Annotated in this window: 20 protein-coding genes; 12 read left to right on the top strand and 8 right to left on the bottom strand. The window is 63.2% G+C overall.

What is annotated here, in order from left to right; translation table 11 throughout:
• Genes mlaD through murA form a run of 5 tightly spaced genes read left to right on the top strand, consistent with a single transcriptional unit; the run spans position 1 to position 2,935 of the window.
• Positions 1-498 (top strand): outer membrane lipid asymmetry maintenance protein MlaD, encoded by a 498-nt coding sequence (gene mlaD / locus AB5Y50_RS14485; protein ID WP_010675879.1) that lies wholly within the window; start codon positions 1-3, stop codon positions 496-498.
• A 2-nt stretch (positions 499-500) separates the two neighbouring features.
• Positions 501-1,133 (top strand): phospholipid-binding protein MlaC, encoded by a 633-nt coding sequence (mlaC, locus tag AB5Y50_RS14480; protein WP_039040470.1) that lies wholly within the window; start codon positions 501-503, stop codon positions 1,131-1,133.
• Positions 1,130-1,402, top strand: coding sequence for a lipid asymmetry maintenance protein MlaB (locus AB5Y50_RS14475; RefSeq protein ID WP_010675881.1), 273 nt, complete (start codon positions 1,130-1,132; stop codon positions 1,400-1,402). Before mlaC ends, AB5Y50_RS14475 begins: the two co-directional genes overlap by 4 nt.
• Positions 1,402-1,659: a BolA family iron metabolism protein IbaG gene (gene ibaG, locus AB5Y50_RS14470; RefSeq protein WP_010675882.1), complete on the top strand. Its 258-nt coding sequence runs from the start codon at positions 1,402-1,404 to the stop codon at positions 1,657-1,659. Before AB5Y50_RS14475 ends, ibaG begins: the two co-directional genes overlap by 1 nt.
• Before the next feature lie 19 nt (positions 1,660-1,678).
• Positions 1,679-2,935: a UDP-N-acetylglucosamine 1-carboxyvinyltransferase gene (gene murA / locus AB5Y50_RS14465; RefSeq protein ID WP_041211853.1), complete on the top strand. Its 1,257-nt coding sequence runs from the start codon at positions 1,679-1,681 to the stop codon at positions 2,933-2,935.
• Positions 2,936-3,098: 163 nt separating this feature from the next.
• Here the strand turns inward: murA and AB5Y50_RS14460 are convergent, their stop codons facing one another.
• Together AB5Y50_RS14460 and glpX are read right to left on the bottom strand one after the other, a co-directional pair.
• Positions 3,099-3,350: a YkgJ family cysteine cluster protein gene (locus AB5Y50_RS14460; protein ID WP_049637177.1), complete on the bottom strand. Its 252-nt coding sequence runs from the start codon at positions 3,348-3,350 to the stop codon at positions 3,099-3,101.
• Between the two features lie 141 nt (positions 3,351-3,491).
• Positions 3,492-4,502: a class II fructose-bisphosphatase gene (gene glpX / locus AB5Y50_RS14455; RefSeq protein WP_039040467.1), complete on the bottom strand. Its 1,011-nt coding sequence runs from the start codon at positions 4,500-4,502 to the stop codon at positions 3,492-3,494.
• A gap of 218 nt (positions 4,503-4,720) precedes the next feature.
• On the opposite strand from glpX, the gene AB5Y50_RS14450 reads away from it, so the two are divergent.
• The gene (locus AB5Y50_RS14450; RefSeq protein WP_029313567.1) at positions 4,721-5,779 is read left to right on the top strand and encodes a porin; all 1,059 of its coding nucleotides are present in this window, start codon (positions 4,721-4,723) and stop codon (positions 5,777-5,779) included.
• Between the two features lie 82 nt (positions 5,780-5,861).
• Here the strand turns inward: AB5Y50_RS14450 and AB5Y50_RS14445 are convergent, their stop codons facing one another.
• A complete protein-coding gene (locus AB5Y50_RS14445; protein ID WP_049637272.1) occupies positions 5,862-6,341 on the bottom strand; it encodes a GNAT family N-acetyltransferase in 480 nt (159 codons plus the stop codon).
• Positions 6,342-6,613: 272 nt separating this feature from the next.
• Between AB5Y50_RS14445 and AB5Y50_RS14440 the strand changes: the two genes are divergently transcribed.
• The 3 genes from AB5Y50_RS14440 to AB5Y50_RS14430 all read left to right on the top strand — a co-directional run bounded on the left by AB5Y50_RS14440 (position 6,614) and on the right by AB5Y50_RS14430 (position 10,556).
• The gene (locus tag AB5Y50_RS14440; RefSeq protein WP_049637274.1) at positions 6,614-8,656 is read left to right on the top strand and encodes a TonB-dependent siderophore receptor; all 2,043 of its coding nucleotides are present in this window, start codon (positions 6,614-6,616) and stop codon (positions 8,654-8,656) included.
• A gap of 65 nt (positions 8,657-8,721) precedes the next feature.
• Positions 8,722-9,342 (top strand): PepSY-associated TM helix domain-containing protein, encoded by a 621-nt coding sequence (locus tag AB5Y50_RS14435; protein ID WP_042015357.1) that lies wholly within the window; start codon positions 8,722-8,724, stop codon positions 9,340-9,342.
• 176 nt (positions 9,343-9,518) lie between these two features.
• Positions 9,519-10,556, top strand: a complete 1,038-nt coding sequence (locus tag AB5Y50_RS14430) for an acyltransferase (protein WP_049637275.1) — start codon at positions 9,519-9,521, stop codon at positions 10,554-10,556.
• On the opposite strand, the gene AB5Y50_RS14425 is transcribed toward AB5Y50_RS14430, so the two are convergent.
• Positions 10,528-10,884: a helix-turn-helix domain-containing protein gene (locus AB5Y50_RS14425; RefSeq protein ID WP_042015355.1), complete on the bottom strand. Its 357-nt coding sequence runs from the start codon at positions 10,882-10,884 to the stop codon at positions 10,528-10,530. The genes AB5Y50_RS14430 and AB5Y50_RS14425 overlap by 29 nt on opposite strands.
• A gap of 121 nt (positions 10,885-11,005) precedes the next feature.
• Between AB5Y50_RS14425 and AB5Y50_RS14420 the strand changes: the two genes are divergently transcribed.
• Positions 11,006-11,311, top strand: a complete 306-nt coding sequence (locus tag AB5Y50_RS14420) for a monooxygenase (RefSeq protein WP_049637326.1) — start codon at positions 11,006-11,008, stop codon at positions 11,309-11,311.
• On the opposite strand, the gene AB5Y50_RS14415 is transcribed toward AB5Y50_RS14420, so the two are convergent.
• Positions 11,292-11,822, bottom strand: coding sequence for a GNAT family N-acetyltransferase (locus tag AB5Y50_RS14415; protein WP_043154613.1), 531 nt, complete (start codon positions 11,820-11,822; stop codon positions 11,292-11,294). The two genes, AB5Y50_RS14420 and AB5Y50_RS14415, sit on opposite strands and share 20 nt — an antisense overlap.
• Positions 11,823-11,867: 45 nt before the next feature.
• Positions 11,868-12,482 (bottom strand): outer membrane beta-barrel protein, encoded by a 615-nt coding sequence (locus AB5Y50_RS14410; RefSeq protein WP_049637276.1) that lies wholly within the window; start codon positions 12,480-12,482, stop codon positions 11,868-11,870.
• Between the two features lie 201 nt (positions 12,483-12,683).
• Here AB5Y50_RS14410 and AB5Y50_RS14405 point away from each other — a divergent pair, with 201 nt between their 5' ends.
• Positions 12,684-13,322, top strand: coding sequence for an exopolysaccharide biosynthesis protein (locus AB5Y50_RS14405; protein ID WP_010672675.1), 639 nt, complete (start codon positions 12,684-12,686; stop codon positions 13,320-13,322).
• A gap of 63 nt (positions 13,323-13,385) precedes the next feature.
• Here AB5Y50_RS14405 and AB5Y50_RS14400 read toward each other — a convergent pair whose 3' ends face one another.
• Both AB5Y50_RS14400 and AB5Y50_RS14395 read right to left on the bottom strand, forming a co-directional pair.
• Positions 13,386-14,276 (bottom strand): sensor domain-containing diguanylate cyclase, encoded by an 891-nt coding sequence (locus tag AB5Y50_RS14400; RefSeq protein WP_049637277.1) that lies wholly within the window; start codon positions 14,274-14,276, stop codon positions 13,386-13,388.
• Positions 14,277-14,604: 328 nt separating this feature from the next.
• Complete coding sequence (locus AB5Y50_RS14395) at positions 14,605-15,189, bottom strand: hypothetical protein (protein ID WP_010672673.1); 585 nt, start codon at positions 15,187-15,189, stop codon at positions 14,605-14,607.
• 223 nt (positions 15,190-15,412) lie between these two features.
• On the opposite strand from AB5Y50_RS14395, the gene AB5Y50_RS14390 reads away from it, so the two are divergent.
• Entirely contained in the window at positions 15,413-16,048 is a 636-nt protein-coding gene (locus AB5Y50_RS14390; protein ID WP_049637278.1) for a Vat family streptogramin A O-acetyltransferase, read from the top strand.
• Positions 16,049-16,393 lie beyond the last annotated feature (345 nt).

Raw genomic sequence — 16,393 nt, 5'->3', positions numbered from 1 at the left:
ATGAAGTTCAGCAAAGTAGAATTTCTGGTTGGCGCCTTCATGCTGGCTGGCATCGCGGCCATTCTGGCATTGGCACTGCAAGTGGCGGGATTGAGTTTCAAACCGGAAGGAGAAACCTATACCCTGCGCGCCCATTTCGATAATATCGGCGGCCTGAAAGTACGCTCGCCGGTCAAGGTCGGCGGCGTCGTCGTCGGTCGTGTCAGCGACATCACCCTGGATCCCAAGAGCCAGGTCCCCATCGTTTCCCTGCAGATGCAGAAGAGTGCCGGCGAGTTCTCCGAGACCAGCACCCTCTCCATCCTGACTTCTGGCCTGCTCGGTGAGCAGTACATCGGTCTGGCACCGGGGTTCAGCGATGAGGAGATGGGCACCAGCATGCTCAAGGATGGCGACATGATCGAAGACACCAAGTCCGCCATCGTGCTGGAAGATCTGATTGGCAAGTTCCTCTACAGCCAGTCCTCTCCGGCCAACACACCCGCAACCAAGGAGTAACCATGTTCAAGAAGATCGCCCTGATGCTGGGTCTGATGACCAGCATGCTGTTCTCCCTCGTCGCCCGTGCGGATGTCAATACTTCGGACCCCTATGCCCTCGTGGATCAGGCCGCCCAGCAGACCTTTGCCCGCCTGAAAGCCGATCAGGCCCAGGTGAAGAGCAACCCCGATCACCTGCGCGTCATCATCCGCGAGGAGCTGCTGCCCTACGTGGACAACCGCTTCGCCGCCTACAAGGTGCTCGGCAACCAGATCAAACAGACGACCCCTGCCCAGCGTGACGCTTTTGTGGACGTCTTCACCGAGTACATGGTGAGCTCCTACGCGGACGCACTGGCACACTTCGACAAGCAGACCGTCAAGGTCCAGCCCGGCAAAGCCGCCGAGAGCAACATCACCGCCGTCAACGTCAGCGTGAAAGAGGCTGGCAAGCCGGACATCTTCCTCGAGTTCAAGCTGCGCAAGAACAACAAGACCGGCGAGTGGAAAGCCTTCGACATGGTTGCCGAAGGGATCAGCCTGCTCTCTGCCAAGCAGAACGAGCTGGGCGGCCTCATTCGCCAGAACGGCATCGATGCGGTGATCGCCCAGCTGCGTGAACACAACGCCAAGCCGCTGGTGATCAAGTCATGATCCTGAGCGGTGACTTGCAGGCCCCGCAGGTCAACGATCTGTGGCAACGCCGCGCCGACTGGTGGCAGGACGACCGGCTCGAACTCGGTGCCGTCACTACCCTGGATTCCGCCGGCCTTGCCCTGCTGGTCAAGTGGGCCAAGGCGGCACTGGCACGGGGTGCCACTCCGACACTGGTGGGTGCCTCCAACGATTTCCATACGCTGGCCAACCTTTACGGGGTGGCCAGCCTCTTTCATTCAACCCCGCTCACAACTGAGGACTCATAATGCAAGTCTCTGAAATTGAAGCGATACTCCTCGAGGCTTTGCCATTGTCCGAAGTCCATGTCAAAGGGGACGGCAGTCACTACCAGGTGATCGCCGTCGGCGACATGTTTGACGGCATGAGCCGGGTCAAGAAACAACAGGCCATCTATGCCCCGCTGATGGACAAGATCGCCACCAACGAGATCCACGCTCTCTCCATCAAGGCCTATACCGACGCCGAGTGGAAACGCGAGCGTAAATTCCAGCTGCCCTCCTGATTTGGTAAAGAAGTAAACCATGGACAAATTCAAGATCACAGGCCCCTGCACCCTCTCCGGTGAAGTGACCATCTCCGGCGCCAAAAATGCCGCCCTGCCCATCCTGTTTGCCACCCTGCTGTGTGACGAAGAGGTTCAACTCTCCAACGTACCGCGCCTGAAAGACGTGGGTACCACCCTCAAGCTGCTGGAGATGCTGGGCGCCACCACCAAGGTCAACGGCAACGTGACCGTGCTGACCGGCGCGGTAAACAATCATGTCGCCCCCTACGAGCTGGTGAAGACCATGCGAGCCTCCATCCTGGCCCTGGGCCCGCTGGCAGCCCGCTTCGGTGCAGCAGACGTCTCCCTGCCCGGCGGCTGTGCCATCGGTGCCCGCCCGGTCAACCTGCATGTCCACGGCCTGGAGCTGATGGGCGCGAAGATCGTCATCGAAGAGGGCTACATCAAAGCCCGCGTCGACGGCCGCCTGAAAGGTGCCCACATCCTGATGGACATGGTTTCCGTGACCGGTACCGAGAACCTGATGATGGCCGCCACCCTGGCTGACGGTCGCACCGTGATCGAAAACGCCGCCCGTGAGCCGGAGGTGGTCGATCTGGCCAACTTCCTCAACGCGCTCGGAGCTAACATTCAGGGCGCCGGCACCGATACCCTGACCATCGACGGCGTAGAACGTCTGCACGGTGGCAGCTACAGCGTGCAGCCCGATCGCATCGAGACCGGCACCTTCCTGGTAGGCGCCGCCGTGACCGGTGGCAAGATCACCTGCCGCAACACCGACCCCAGCCTGCTGGAAGCCGTACTGGTCAAACTGGAAGAGGCTGGCGCCCTGATTGAAAAGGGTGACGACTGGATCACCCTCGACATGACAGGTCGCACCCTGAAACCTGTCACCATCAAGACCGCCCCCTATCCGGCGTTCCCGACCGACATGCAGGCACAGTTCACCGTGCTGAACGCGGTCGCCCAGGGCACCGGCATGGTCACCGAGACCATCTTCGAGAACCGCTTCATGCACGTGCCCGAGCTGGTTCGGATGGGTGCCGACATCGAACTGCAGGGCAATGTGGCCATCTGCCGCGACACCCAGCAGCTCAAGGGTGCCCAGGTGATGGCGACCGATCTGCGCGCCTCCGCCAGCCTGGTGCTGGCCGGCTTCGTGGCCGAAGGGGCCACCATCGTCGATCGCATCTATCACATCGACCGTGGCTACGAAGACATCGAGCACAAGCTGCAAGGCCTGGGTGGTCGCATCGAGCGCATCAAGGAATAAGCTGGCTTCACCATGAGCCGACGATAAAAAGGCCCCCTCGCCAGGCGAGGGGGCCTTTTTCATGACTCCGAATGGCGGCACCCTCTTCTCCCCTTGCGGGAGAAGGGGGTGGGGACGAGGAGGACAAGCAGGCACCCTTTCCCCGAGGGAGAGGATCAAGGGCTCAGGCGGTCAGCCGCTCCAGCTCGCCGATAAGCCAGATGGCCTCCTGGCGATGGGAGCCGCACACGTCCACCATGGGGCGAAAGCCGCCGCACACCGCCGGGCGCTCCGGCTGGCCGAAGATCTTGCACCCCAGGTGCGCATCGAGCTGCACACAGGGCACACCGGCGGGCTTGCCGTCCGGCATGCCGGGAATGGCACTGCTGATGCTGGGGGCGATGCAGCAGGCACCGCATCCCTGACGACATTCCATGTGATTTTTCCTCTGTGGGGCACCGCAGTGTAGCAAGGAGTCCGGTTTCTCCTAAGCCTTATCCCTGCCCGGGCACCCTGGCGCCCTGCAGAGCGCAAAAAGCCCGGCAGTGCCGGGCTTTTTGCTGCGGGAGTCAGCACATCACAGGATGATGTCGCGTACCACGCTGTCTTTGCGATCCAGGAAGTGGATCGACTTGATACGACGGATGGTGCGCGATTTGCCACGGATCAGCAGGGTCTCGGTGGTCGCCATGACGCCGTCGCTGGTGATCCCTTCCAGCAGATCACCCTTGGTGATGCCGGTGGCCGAGAAGATGACGTTGTCATTCTTGGCCAGATCTTCGAGCTTGAGCACCTTGCTCACGTCGATGCCCAGCTCCTCGCAGCGCGCGATCTCCTGTTCACCCAGGGCGCGAACCTCGGGGCTGTCACCCTTGACCTGGTGGCGGGGGATCAGGCGAGCCTGCATGTCCCCGTCCAGGGCGCGGATCACCGCCGCCGAGATCACCCCTTCCGGTGCGCCACCGATGCCGTAGAGCATGTCCACTTCGCTGTCCGGCAGACAGGTGAGGATGGAGGCGGCCACGTCACCATCGGGAATGGCGAACACCCGCACCCCCAGGCCCTGCATCTCCTTGATCGCCTTGTCATGACGCGGCTTGGCCAGGGTGATGACGGTCAGACGGGAGAGGGGCTTGCCGAGCGCCTTGGCCACGGCCTTGAGGTTCAGCTCCAGGGCCTGATCGAGATCGATGGCGCCTCTCGCCTTGGGGCCCACGATCAGCTTTTCCATATACATGTCGGGGGCCTTGAGGAAGGATCCCTTGTCGCCCACCGCCAGCACGGCCAGGGCATTGGCCTGACCCATGGCGGTCATGCGGGTCCCCTCGATGGGGTCGACCGCGATGTCCACGGCGTCGCCCTGACCCGTACCCACCTTCTCGCCGATGTAGAGCATGGGGGCTTCGTCGATCTCCCCTTCGCCGATCACAATCTCGCCATCGATCTGGATCTGATTGAGGATGTGACGCATGGCCGCCACGGCCGCGCCATCGGCGATATTCTTGTCACCACGTCCGAGCCACTTGTAGCCAGCCAGTGCAGCCGCTTCCGTCACTCGGGAAAATTCGATTGCCAGTTCACGTCTCATCGCATATCCAACCTTAGGAGCTCGAAAACGGGCGGCATTCTACCACAAGGGCAAACCTTTGCGCGTAAAAGTGGCAACCAGCCACATAAATCCCGGTTTTCATCCCGCTGACATGGAACCGACACGGTTTGTTCATTGCACGGTCACCCGACTGTCATCTGTCACTTCTAGCATGGCCCCGTCTTTTAAAACAAAAGCTTGCAACACAAGGGATCATGATGAAAAAGCTGACAGTAGTAGCATTGGCTCTTACCGCCGCCTTCCAGGCTCAAGCCGTCGAAGTGTACAAAAACGAGAGCACCCTGCTCGACCTCTACGGCCGCATCTACGCCGGTCAGTTCTTCGGCGAGAAGAAAGAGCTGGACGCCAACGGTGACATCAAGAACGAATACAGCGACAAGCAGGGGGCCAACCAGTTTGTCCGTCTGGGCGCCAAGGTAGAGAGCGAGATCAACCCGGGTCTCAAGGCGCTGGCCCAGTACGAACTGCAGATGTACATCAACGACAGCGAGAAGACCGTCAGCGAGAACTCCGACAACCTGCGTACCCGTCTGGCATTCGCCGGTGTCGGCGCCAACTGGGGGACCGTCACCTTCGGTCGCCAGAAGGGGGCTCCTGGCTTCCTGGCGGACTGGACTGATGTCTCTCTCTCAGATGGTTACGGCAACGAGGCACTGGGCGCCAAGACCGACACTTTCGCCACCAACCGCGCCGGCTCCGTGCTGAAGTACTCCGGCCTGTTCAACGGTTTCCAGGTCGATACCAGCTACAAGTTCGATGGCGGTGACACCGAAGAGACCTCCAGCAAGGACAGCGATGCCGCCTACGGTGCCGCCGTGGCCTACACCTTCCCGTTCAACCTCTCCCTGGGGACCGCCTACAACGTGGGCATCCGCGACAAGAGCGGTGAAGAGGATGCCAAGCTGTGGCTGCTCTCCGCCAAGTACGACAACAAGGCCCTCTACGCCGCCCTGAGCTATGCCGACGGCAGCGACTTCCTGGCCACTGGCAAAGATCACACCGGCTGGGAAGGGGCGCTGGGTTACAACTTCGAGAGCGGCTTCGGCCTGATGGCCCTGTGGAACAAGCAGAAGGTGGAGCAGGCTGGCAAGTCTGACTACGACTCCATCGACTACTACACCCTGGGTGCCCAGTACAAGTTCAACAAGAACCTGCGCGTCATCGGCGAGTACCGCATCAACAACCTCGACAGCCATGACAGCGGCAAGCTCAACACCAAGGATGACTTCCAGCTGGCGGCCCGCTACGACTTCTAAGTCGGCAACCACCTGACGACACGGCGCGCAGAGCACTCTGCGCGCCGTTTTTCATTTGGGATGATCGCGTTGTCACTGAGGCTCAGAGCTTCTTCTGCCAGAACATGGCCCGGCCCACCTCGGGATCCAGCTCATAACCCGCAAAGCCGCTGGCGCGATAGGCAGCCTGGGCCACCTTGTTCCCCTCCAGCACCTCCAGGGTCAGCTTGCAGCAACCGAGCTCCCGGGCGAGCCGCTCCGCCTCCGCCAACAGCTGCTTGCCGATGCCGTGGCCGCGATGGGCAGGGTGCACCGCCACGTCGTGGATATTGAGCAGCGGCTGACAGGCGAAGGTCGAGAAGCCCTCGAAGCAGGTGGCAACGCCAGCGGGCTCCCCATCGACCCAGGCCAGCAGCACATGGGCACCGGGTCGCGCGGCCAGGGCGTCGGCCAGATTCGCCTTCACCTCGTCCGCCAGTGCATTGCCGCCCCCCATCTCATCCCTGGCGTATTCGTCCAGCATCGCGATCAGCGCCTCGCCGTGGCGAGGGTTGTGCAGATCCGCCCTGATGATCTCAACCATGTTTCTCTCCCTGTGTGTGCCGGATGGTGCGCCAAGGCGCGAGGCCACCATGGTAGCGCCCCCTCCGAACCGAACCAAGGTTCCCCCGGCCTTTTCCCCGAGGTTCCAGCCCCCTCAGTGCCTGCCCGCCAATGATCTCTTTTTCTTGCATCTTCTCCTTGCAATGCAAATGAAAATCAATATCATTAGCAACCTCTCGCGATGAGAGAAATCAATAATTACAAATAAATCAACAAGTTCAGGCCGATTGGTCGACAAAGAGTCACACCCAGATGAACCATTCCACCCCCCCGCGCGCCTTGCTGGGCGTCGCCTTGCTGGCGGTTTGCACCAGCCCCCGTGCCGAAGACGAAACCCTCACCGTGGTCGGCAAACGCAGCCAACATGAAGAGGTCGCCACCGCGACCCGCACCGCCACACCGGCCAAGCTGGTGCCCCAGAGCATCGAGAGCGTCAAGGCAAGCGAGCTGACCGCCTTCGGCCAGCCCACCCTGAGTGAAGCCCTGACCGGCATCCCTGGCGTCAACGCCAGCGGCGACACCCGCTTTGACGGCGTCACCATCCGCGGTTTCAGCGCCAGCAACGACTTCTACCTCGACGGCCTGCGCGACGACATGCAATACACCCGCGACCTTGGCAACATCGAACGGGTCGAAGTGCTCAAGGGCCCCGCCGCCGTGCTCTACGGCCGTGGCAGCACGGGCGGCATCGTCAACCGGGTCAGCAAGGTTCCCCAGAAGGGGCAGGCCTCCAGCGTCAGCGCCCAGGTCGGCAGCTTCGACAGCCGACGCTTCGCCGCCGATCTCAACGGCGAGGCAGGAGAGCGGGTACAGGTGCGCCTGAACCTGGCCCAGGAAGACAAAGACAGCTTTCGCGACGACGTGACCAGCAAGCGCACCCTGCTGGCCCCCTCCGTCAACTGGGAGATCACCGACACCCTGAACTGGCTGGTGCAATACGAGCGCAACGAGCACGATCGCACCCCGGATCGCGGCATTCCCGGCGTCGATGGTCGCCCGGCGGATGTCCCCATCGAGAGCGTCTACAGCGACACCCGCCGCGACTTCATCGACGATGTGGCCCAGTCCACCCGCTCCCGCTTCACCTGGGACATCAACGATCAGTGGCAACTGCGCCAGCAGCTCGGCTACACCACCCTCGACAGCCAGTTCGACAATACCTATGTCACCAGCGTCAAGGGTGACAAGGTGACCCGCGCCCGCTGGCAGCAGGATCTCAAGGCCAGCAGCCTCACCAGCAACACCGAGGCGGAAGGCCAGCTGCAAACCGGTCCCATCGCCCATCGTCTGCTGGTGGGCCTGGAGCAGGGCTGGCAGGATCGCACCCCCAAGCTCTACCAGAACGCCAGCCCGATCCCGGCAGGCAACCTCTATGATCCGGGCTCCCTACCCACCTACGACGGCGCCATGAAACTCTCCAGCGACGCCCATCACAGGGTGCGCGGTGTCGGCCTCTATGTGCAGGATCAGCTCAGCCTGGGCGACTGGCACCTGCTGGCAGGTCTGCGCCGCGACGACTTCACCGTCACCAGCCGCCGCAACGACCTCGACAAGGAAGAGACCCTCTCGGTCACCAGCCTGAGTCCGCGCCTGGGCCTGGTGTGGAACCCCATCGAGGAGCATGCCTTCTACACCTCCTACAGCAAGACCTTCACCCCGGTGGGCGGTGAGCTTATCGGCATCACCCCGGGGGACAAGAACAACAACCTGGATCCCCAGCACACCCGGCTCTATGAAGGGGGCGTGAAGAGCGACTGGCTGGATGGCCGCCTGGCGACCACCCTCTCCCTCTACCGGCTGGAAATGTACAACAAGCGCAGCAAGGATCCGCTGGATCCCACCCGGGTGATCCTCACCGGTCTGCAGCGCACCGACGGCATCGAGCTGAGCGCCCGTGCCCAGCTGACCGACGAGATCTATCTGCGCGGCGGCGTCGCCATCCAGGATGCCGAGCAAGTCAAGGCAGACGCGGACCTGCAAGGCAAGCGACCGATGAACGTCTCCCGCCAGAACGGTCAGCTGTTCGCCGGCTACCAGAACGGCAAGCAGGGCTGGTTCGGCGAGACCGGGATGACGGCGGTGGGGGATCGCTTCGCCGACAACGCCAACACCACCACCTTGCCCGGTTACGCCCGCTTCGACGCCCGTGCCGGCTACCGCTGGCCCCAGTGGGAAGCCCAGCTGAGCGTGGAGAACCTGACCGATCACGACTACTTCGTCAGCGCCACCAGCGCGGCCCAGATCATGCCGGGCACGCCCCGTCAGCTGCACCTGACCGCCGCCTACCGCTTCTGATCCTCCCTGTTTACCGACCCCTCTGGCCAGCGTTCGCTGGCCAGATTGTTATGAAGCACCGAACGATGACACGCAGAAAACTCCCCCTGCACAACAACAAGTGGGTGCGCCGCATCCACGCCTGGGCAGGCTTTGCCACCCTCACCCTGATGCTGCTCTACGGCCTCACCGGCCTCTGGCTGCAACACAGGGCCGTGCTGCCCCTGCCCGGTCCCCACACCGCCAAATCGAGCGAAGAGATAGTACTGAGCACGCCGCTGGCCAGCCCGGATGAATTGAAAGCCCTGCTGCAACAGCGTTATGCAGACATGTTCGAGGAGGGGCGACCCCAGATCACCCCGCCCCAGACCCTGCCCACACCATCCGGCTCCCTCACCCTGCCGGCCCGCTGGGAGCTGCGCGGCGTCACCCTCAGCCAGAGCGTGGCCGCCAGCTATGTGGAAGGCACTCTGCTGGTGCGCACCGAGCTGCAGCAGGCCAACTTCGCTGCCAGCCTCAACCGGCTGCACCGTGGCATGGGCACCGGCCTGCCCTGGCAACTGGTGGGCGATCTGGCGGCCCTGGCCATGCTGCTGCTGGCCCTCACCAGCCTGCTGATGTGGAACAAGCTGCACGGCCCCGCCGGTCGCGGCATCGCCCTGCTGCTGCTGGGCGCCCTGGTCACCGTGCTGGTGGCCCTGCTCTAGCCCTTTTACCGACACCAAAACGGGATCCTGCTCCCGGCGGCGGTAACCTTGCCCGCACCTCGGGTAACAAAGGGTAACCGGCCTCCGATGGGGGTCACAGTTGGCGACCAGGCGGCTGGATAGGGAGCACCTGCGGCTGATAGGGTGCGCCCAGCTCCCGAACGCCACGAGGAATCATGCGCATCTCCAGCATCGAATGCGGGCGAGTGGTGGCCATCCTGGCCGTGATGACCATCCATCTCTCCCCTTTCAGCAACCCCTTCGACCCCGCCCTGTGGGACGGCACGCCCTACCCTCTGGTCGGGGCCGTCATCAACCAGCTCTGCCGCTTCGCGGTACCGCTGTTCTTCCTGTGCGCCGGTTACTTCTTGCAACCCGCCCTCGCCGCGGGCCACCCGCTGACCGTCGCACTGCGCTACTGCCGACCCCTGCTGGGACTCTGGCTGGCGTGGAGCCTGCTCTACGTGCTGATACCCTTCAACCCGCTCGCGGCGGTGAGCGAGGGCTACCTGCCCGCCATGGCAGGCCAGTGGCAGATGCAGCTCGGGGATCATCTCAACGTCTGGTGGGTGGGCGGCATGATCCACCTCTGGTTCCTGCCCGCCCTGATGGTGGCGGTGCTGATCCTGGGGCTCTGCCAGCAGGCCCGCCTGCCGAGGCTGGCCCTGCTGCTGGGGGCCCTGCTCTACGCCCTGGCCCTGATCGGTGGCTCCTATGGCCCGCTGCTGCCGGGGGGCGAGTGGGCCCTGCTGACCCGCAACGGCCCCTTCTTCTCCTTGCTGTTCGTAGCTCTCGGCGCCGAGCTGCGCCTGCGTGCCTGGCAGCCGGACGCCAGGCGCTGCGCCCTGATGATGATGGCGGGGATGGGGCTCTACGCCCTGGAGGCCGCAGGTCTGCTGCGCGTTGCCGCCGTCCCCCTCGCTCGTCATGATTTCCTGCTGGGTTCGCTCCCCTGGGCGCTGGGGCTGTTCGGCCTGCTGCTGGCCAACCCCGCATGGGGCAAAGGCAGCTGGCTGGAGCGCCAGGCCCCCAAGGTGCTCGGCCTCTACTGTCTGCACATGATGCTGGTGGTGTGGCTGATGATCTTCGGCCCCCAGGGCAAACAGGTGTGGTGGGAACTCCTCAAGGTACCCGCGCTGCTGGCGCTCACTCTGCTCGGCTACCGACTGCTGGCGGCCACCGCCCTCAGCCGCTGGTTGCTGCGGGCTCGCTAGAAACAGGACCCTGACCAGCCAGCAGATCAACGTGGTTCAGCGCAAAATCGTGCATCTGCTGGAGCAGGGGGATCAGGGCGACGCCAAGCGGGCTCAGGCTGTACTCCACCCTGGGCGGTACGTCGGGGTAGAGGGTGCGAATGATGACACCGTCGCTCTCCAGCTCTTTGAGCTGGGCGGTGAGCACCTTCTGGCTCACCTCGGGCAGGCAGCGGCGCAAGTCGCCAAAGCGCAGGGTCTGTTCGCGCAGATGAAACAGAATGGCCGGCTTCCATTTGCCGGTCAGCAGGCGCAATACCTGATAGGCGGGACAGGGCAGTGAGGGCACGGTATGGCTCGCGAGTGGTTACTTTGCGGTAACTATGCCACGAAAATGTGCCTTCTTGCAGCCAAGATGCCGGCTTCCTATGATGCGGATTCCGTCAATCAACGCCCACGAGAGGTTTATCATGCCCAGCCTGCTGCAGATCCATTTCAACTTCCCCGCCGAGATGATGGGACCGACCCTCACTGCTGCGGCCATGCCGCTGGCCGACTCCATCACCCGGGAGCCGGGCTTCATCTCCAAGATCTGGACCGAGAACCCGCGCACCGGCGAGGCGGGCGGTATCTATCTGTTCGAGGATGAGGGGAGCGCCCTCGCCTACGCCACCATGCACGAGCAGCGGGTGCTCGCCATAGGCGCCAGCGCGGTGCAGTACAAGGTGTTCGACGTCAACGAGCCCCTCAGCCGCGTCACGCGCGGTCTGGTGTGATCCCCTCGCCCAGCAGTAACCGGTAGCTGGTATCCTGCTGCCAGATGAAGCCCAGCCGCTCAAATAGCCGCTGGCTGGGCAGATTGTTCGGTTCGATATCCGCAAGCAGGGTGATGATGCCAAGCTGGCGGGCATAGGCGATCAGGGCGCTCAGCGCCTCCCCCATCAGACCTTGTCCCCAGTGGCTGCGGGCCAGCATGCAGCCCACCTCCGCCTGGCGCAGGCTGGCGCCGGCCGCAAAGCTGTGCAAGCCGCAGGTGCCCACCAGGCGGCCGCTGCCGCGTAACACCAGCCCCCACTCCAGCGACTCGCCGCCAGCCAGCAACCGCTCGACGCTAGCCAGCATCTGCGACACGGTGGCAAGGGAGGGAAACGGCGGCTCCCCGACGAAGCGCATCACCAGGGGATCCCCGTAGATGGCGAAGAGATCGGCAGCATCCCGCCCATCGAAGGGGCGCAGTCGCCCCCTTGGCGTCAGCAGTACGGGCAGTTCACGGGGCAGGGATGGCACGGAGTCGTATCGCCTTGTCTGGTCAAAGGAGTCCCATCATGAGGCTCAGAACCTCAGGGTCAAGCCGATATTGGCCTGCCACTGGGTGATCAGCTCCCCCCTCACCCGAAAGGCGCAGATCTCGGGGTTGCAGAGAAACTGGCTGTCGTCGTTGACCAGGGCACCATAACCGCGCACCTCGGCCCGCACAGCCAGATGTTCGGTCAGGCGCGGCTGCACCCCGAGGGCCAGGGACATGGAAGGGGCCGTCTCGCTGTCGTAGGCATCGAAGCGGGTGACCCCTATCCCGGCACCGATATAGGGGGCCATCAGGTGGTCAGAAAGGGTCAGGGCCCCGGCAAACTGCAGGGTGTCCACCGTCAGCCTGTCGGGCAGTTCGGGGGACACCCGGGTCGACTGGTGGCTGTAGAGCAGCTCCACCATGCCGGGGTCATCCACCTCCCTGCTGATGAAGAGCCCCCAGCTGCCGGAGCGCTCCCCTTGCAGGGTGTCGATGTCGTTCCCGTGCGGCGTGGGGGCCGGCTCGTCCATGGCCCGAAAGTCGATGGCCGAGCTGTATCCCGCAAAGGGAGTCAGCTGCCAGCCCGTCGCCGGGGGCTCGGCTGCCCAGCCCGCCAGGGGCAGCAGCAGCCCAGGCACCATCCCCATCGCTCCTCTCATGTGCTCATCCTTTGGTGAAAAGACCTGCGCAAAGCATATCAGAGCGCCCGTCTCCCACACTGGACAGGCGCTGTACCAGCCTCATTGCCCCGCTCCCGATGGAAAAATCTGTGCTCCCCGGGGTTATTCATCCGGGATTAACCTCGCCCCCGTAAGCTGGCGGCGCCACAGCGGTGGCATCAACAGACGAGGATCTCAGGAATGGTTGCCGCGCAACTCAACGACCCCCAAAGCACGCTCTCCGATACCCTGAGGGCCACCGCCCACGCCATCGAGGAGAGCCACATCAGCCTGCGCCAGATGCTGGCCCTAGTGGGCGAACAGGGCATGCTGCTGTTTTGCGTGCTGCTCACGGTTCCCTTCCTGCTGCCGGTCTCCATTCCCGGCGTCAGCACCCCCTTTGGCCTGCTGATCCTCTTCATCGGCATCGGCATCACCCTCAACCGGGTGCCCTGGCTACCCGCCTTCCTGATGGAGCGCCGCTTCGCCGCCGAGCACCTCAAGCCGACCCTGCACAAGGGGGCGGATCTGCTGGCCCGCATCGACCGCTTCATCCGCCCGCGCCTGCTCATCCTGACCGGCAGCGTGACCATCAACCGCTGCAACGGCCTGCTCATCATGCTGGCCGCCCTGCTGCTGATGCTGCCGCTGGGCGCCATTCCCTTCACCAACGCCATGCCCGCCTGGGCCATCCTGCTGCTGGCCATCGGCATGTTGCAGCGGGACGGTCTCTTCGTCGCCCTCGGCTATGCCCTGGTCGCCGCTACCCTGGTCTGGTTCAGCGCCCTGGCCATCGGCCTGCTGATGGCGGGGCAGAATATCTCGACCCTGTTCGGCTGATCTGGCCCGGCCAAATGAAAGAGGGCGACCCCGGGTCGCCCTCTTTCCTGTTCACTGCGCCCCTCAGGGCGCCCCATCATGGGCCACCCGGTTGCGCCCGCCCCGCTTGGCCCGATAGAGCCACTCGTCCGCCCGGGCCAGCACTGTGCCAAGATCCTCTCCCGGCCGGATCAGGGTGGTGCCCAGACTCACGGTCACGGGGGCGGGATCCGGCGCCATGGCCGCCACTGCGGCGCGGATCCGCTCCGCCACCTTCAGCAATATCCCCTCGTCTATCTGCGGCAGCAGGATCAGAAACTCCTCGCCACCGCTGCGCACGAAGAGATCCTCCCCCCGCAACTGGGCAGAGACGCACTCGCAGACCCGGCACAAGACCTTGTCACCGGTCTGGTGGCCGAAGCGATCGTTGATCTGCTTGAAGTGATCGAGATCCAGCATGATGAGGCCGGTGAGATGCTGCCCCTGCACCCTGTGGTGATACTGGTCGAAGAAGAAGTGGCGGTTGTAGAGGCCGGTGAGCTGATCCGTCTCCCCGAGCCGCTTGAGCCGCTGTTGCAGCTCGTGCTGGCGGGTGATGCTGCGTGTCATCCAGGCCACCGCCCGCTTCCCCTCATATAAAGAGGGCAAGGGCGCTATCTTGCCCTCGAAACGCTGCATTCCCTGGGGCCCGGCGTCGGCGTCGATGCCGTCCACCTCGGCGGGGGAGAGGTCATACTCCACCACCTGCACCTGGCCGCTGGCGAGGGCCTGAGCCACCTGCGCCATCACCCACTGCGCCTTGTCCTCGGGCAGCGCGTCCAGCAGTTGTCTGCCGATCAGCGGGTTGCCGTTCTGGTAGGACTGCTGCTCCATCCCGCCGATGTACTCGATGTAGTAGCCATCTTCGCTGAGGATGAAAACGGGATCCGGCAACTGGGCCATCACTTCGTAGAGTTGTGCCACTGAGAGCGCCATCCGAGCTCCTTGCTATCCGTGGGAGTGGGTCCCTGTACTCCTGTTATACAAGACTCATGGAGTATCGCATAGGGGCAGAAAGCTGCCTGCCGGGCGGGAAGGATGCGGTCGGTGACGTGCTCACCGGACAAGCCTCCGGCAAAGTGAATGGTAGCAATCGGGGATGCTGTCAGAACCAGAATTGTCAGACAGTCAGGAAGGTTTTTTTGCCCTCAGGCAGTGCGACATGCCAACCCCTGTGACGTCAGGGGCGCCACAGGGGTATTCCCGCCCCCGGACAAGGGGGGCAGGGCCGGATCCCGGTCAAGCGGGATCCGGCAAACCGGCATCAGCGGGCAGCGGATCGGCTGGCATTCCAGAGCAGTTCGCCGCTCTTGAGATCCATCAGGCTCATGGCGAGCCGGTAGCGGCCCCCTTCAGAGAGGAGATCCCCGTAGAGCATGTAACCCGCCCCGGTCTGGCGACCCAGACGCACCAGGGAGGCGGGGTTCATGCCCCCCTGCTGGTATTCAAGCTGACCCGTGATGGCCGCCACCTGGCCCGGATCTGCGAAACGAAAACCGCTATTGGCCTGAATGCGCTGGATCATGGCCACCGCCAGGGGCTGGGTGCTGAAGGGCTCACCTGTACCATTCTGGGGCGCCATCAGCAGCAGTACCGGGCTGCTGCCCGCCAGTGCCTGCACATCGGCGGCCTTCAGGAAGTCATCGGCCAGGGCAACCGCCAGCCCCGTCGGTGCCACGGGTTTGGGAGCAGGCACCGGCTCGGCCTTGTCAGGCTCGGCCACGGGTTTCTCTGGTTTGGTCACCGGCTTGTCCGGCTCGCCGACCGGCGCAGGCGTCCCCCCATAGGGATTGACCGCACATCCGCCCAGCAGCAGGGCACCCACCATCAACAAGGAACGCAGCTTCATCTTTTCTCTCCGCCAGAAGTGTGCAAGGCGCACTTCGTCCATCATCCATTTTGACGGAGCCAGACTCCGCCGCCCCTTCATGCTAGAGACAAACCCGCCCCGGGTCGATGCGCACATGGGCAGGGGGCGACAGAGACTGGCGAAGCGGAGGGCACAAAAGGGTGGCAAGGCTCCACCCGATTCCGTTAGGGTAGCCAGAGCCCAGACCCCAGAGGAGCCCCCCATGCACGGACCCGATCCCGCCAATCCCCACCCCATGAACGGCTTCCCCCAGGTGTGCTTTATCAAGAACACCATCAAGGGGCCCAATATCGAGGTGGGTGACTACACCTATTACGACGACCCGGAGGATGCGGCGGGCTTCGAGCGCAACGTCCTCTACCACTTCCCCTTCATCGGCGACAAGCTCATCATCGGCAAGTTCTGCGCCATCGCCCGCGGGGTGAAGTTCATCATGAACGGCGCCAACCACCAGACCTCCGGCTTCTCCACCTACCCCTTCTTTATCTTCGGCAACGGCTGGGAGAGTGCCGCCCCGGCCCCTGGCAGCCTCCCCTACAAGGGGGATACCGTGATCGGCAACGATGTCTGGATTGGCTATGACGCCCTCATCATGCCAGGGGTCAAAGTCGGCAACGGCGCCATCATCGCCGCCCGCTCCGTGGTCACCGGCGATGTGCCCGACTACGCCGTGGTCGGCGGCAACCCCGCCAAGGTGATCCGCTATCGCTTTGACGACGACACCATCGCCCGTTTGGGCGCCCTCGCCTGGTGGGACTGGCCGGTGGAGCGGATCAGCCGGAATTTGAACTTGATCGGCGGCGGGGAGATTAGTGAGTTGGAGACGGTGGGGTTATAGGGAGTAATCAGGGCGAATAGGGTAAGACTCGCATCAAAAAATGTGCGGCTGTAGTGGTAAAACGTCGTCACCAAGTGGGTGCAGCTCATAACAACACTGGGTATATCACATCAAAAGACTCCAATGCTTCATTCATAATTCCATCGGAAGTACACTGGTCTACATGTCATGATAGTAATTTTGATAGTTTTCAGGAGAAAGCGAAACAATGATTGATAAACTGACAGCGTTTTCTGACTATTTCATAAAGCCGTCATTCCGCACCTGATTTTCCCTTTTTCGCGGCTTGACAGCGATCGGCTGTTTTGATCTATTACTGCTTTTTGCAGGTCGCTCATCATGCCC

The organism is Aeromonas sp. s6, from assembly GCF_040907815.1.
Classification (GTDB): Bacteria; Pseudomonadota; Gammaproteobacteria; order Enterobacterales; family Aeromonadaceae; genus Aeromonas; species Aeromonas caviae.
The sequence above is the reverse complement of the archived record's forward strand: the minus strand, read 5'-3'. Positions and strand labels throughout refer to the sequence as shown.

Bases quoted from the DNA above. Each gene is read 5' to 3' on its own strand.
- mlaD (WP_010675879.1), top strand. From the start codon at position 1: ATGAAGTTCAGCAAAGTAGAATTTCTGGTTGGCGCCTTCATGCTGGCT.
- mlaC (WP_039040470.1), top strand. From the start codon at position 501: ATGTTCAAGAAGATCGCCCTGATGCTGGGTCTGATGACCAGCATGCTG.
- AB5Y50_RS14475 (WP_010675881.1), top strand. From the start codon at position 1,130: ATGATCCTGAGCGGTGACTTGCAGGCCCCGCAGGTCAACGATCTGTGG.
- ibaG (WP_010675882.1), top strand. From the start codon at position 1,402: ATGCAAGTCTCTGAAATTGAAGCGATACTCCTCGAGGCTTTGCCATTG.
- murA (WP_041211853.1), top strand. From the start codon at position 1,679: ATGGACAAATTCAAGATCACAGGCCCCTGCACCCTCTCCGGTGAAGTG.
- AB5Y50_RS14460 (WP_049637177.1), bottom strand. From the start codon at position 3,350: ATGGAATGTCGTCAGGGATGCGGTGCCTGCTGCATCGCCCCCAGCATC.
- glpX (WP_039040467.1), bottom strand. From the start codon at position 4,502: ATGAGACGTGAACTGGCAATCGAATTTTCCCGAGTGACGGAAGCGGCT.
- AB5Y50_RS14450 (WP_029313567.1), top strand. From the start codon at position 4,721: ATGAAAAAGCTGACAGTAGTAGCATTGGCTCTTACCGCCGCCTTCCAG.
- AB5Y50_RS14445 (WP_049637272.1), bottom strand. From the start codon at position 6,341: ATGGTTGAGATCATCAGGGCGGATCTGCACAACCCTCGCCACGGCGAG.
- AB5Y50_RS14440 (WP_049637274.1), top strand. From the start codon at position 6,614: ATGAACCATTCCACCCCCCCGCGCGCCTTGCTGGGCGTCGCCTTGCTG.
- AB5Y50_RS14435 (WP_042015357.1), top strand. From the start codon at position 8,722: ATGACACGCAGAAAACTCCCCCTGCACAACAACAAGTGGGTGCGCCGC.
- AB5Y50_RS14430 (WP_049637275.1), top strand. From the start codon at position 9,519: ATGCGCATCTCCAGCATCGAATGCGGGCGAGTGGTGGCCATCCTGGCC.
- AB5Y50_RS14420 (WP_049637326.1), top strand. From the start codon at position 11,006: ATGCCCAGCCTGCTGCAGATCCATTTCAACTTCCCCGCCGAGATGATG.
- AB5Y50_RS14410 (WP_049637276.1), bottom strand. From the start codon at position 12,482: ATGAGAGGAGCGATGGGGATGGTGCCTGGGCTGCTGCTGCCCCTGGCG.
- AB5Y50_RS14405 (WP_010672675.1), top strand. From the start codon at position 12,684: ATGGTTGCCGCGCAACTCAACGACCCCCAAAGCACGCTCTCCGATACC.
- AB5Y50_RS14400 (WP_049637277.1), bottom strand. From the start codon at position 14,276: ATGGCGCTCTCAGTGGCACAACTCTACGAAGTGATGGCCCAGTTGCCG.
- AB5Y50_RS14395 (WP_010672673.1), bottom strand. From the start codon at position 15,189: ATGAAGCTGCGTTCCTTGTTGATGGTGGGTGCCCTGCTGCTGGGCGGA.
- AB5Y50_RS14390 (WP_049637278.1), top strand. From the start codon at position 15,413: ATGCACGGACCCGATCCCGCCAATCCCCACCCCATGAACGGCTTCCCC.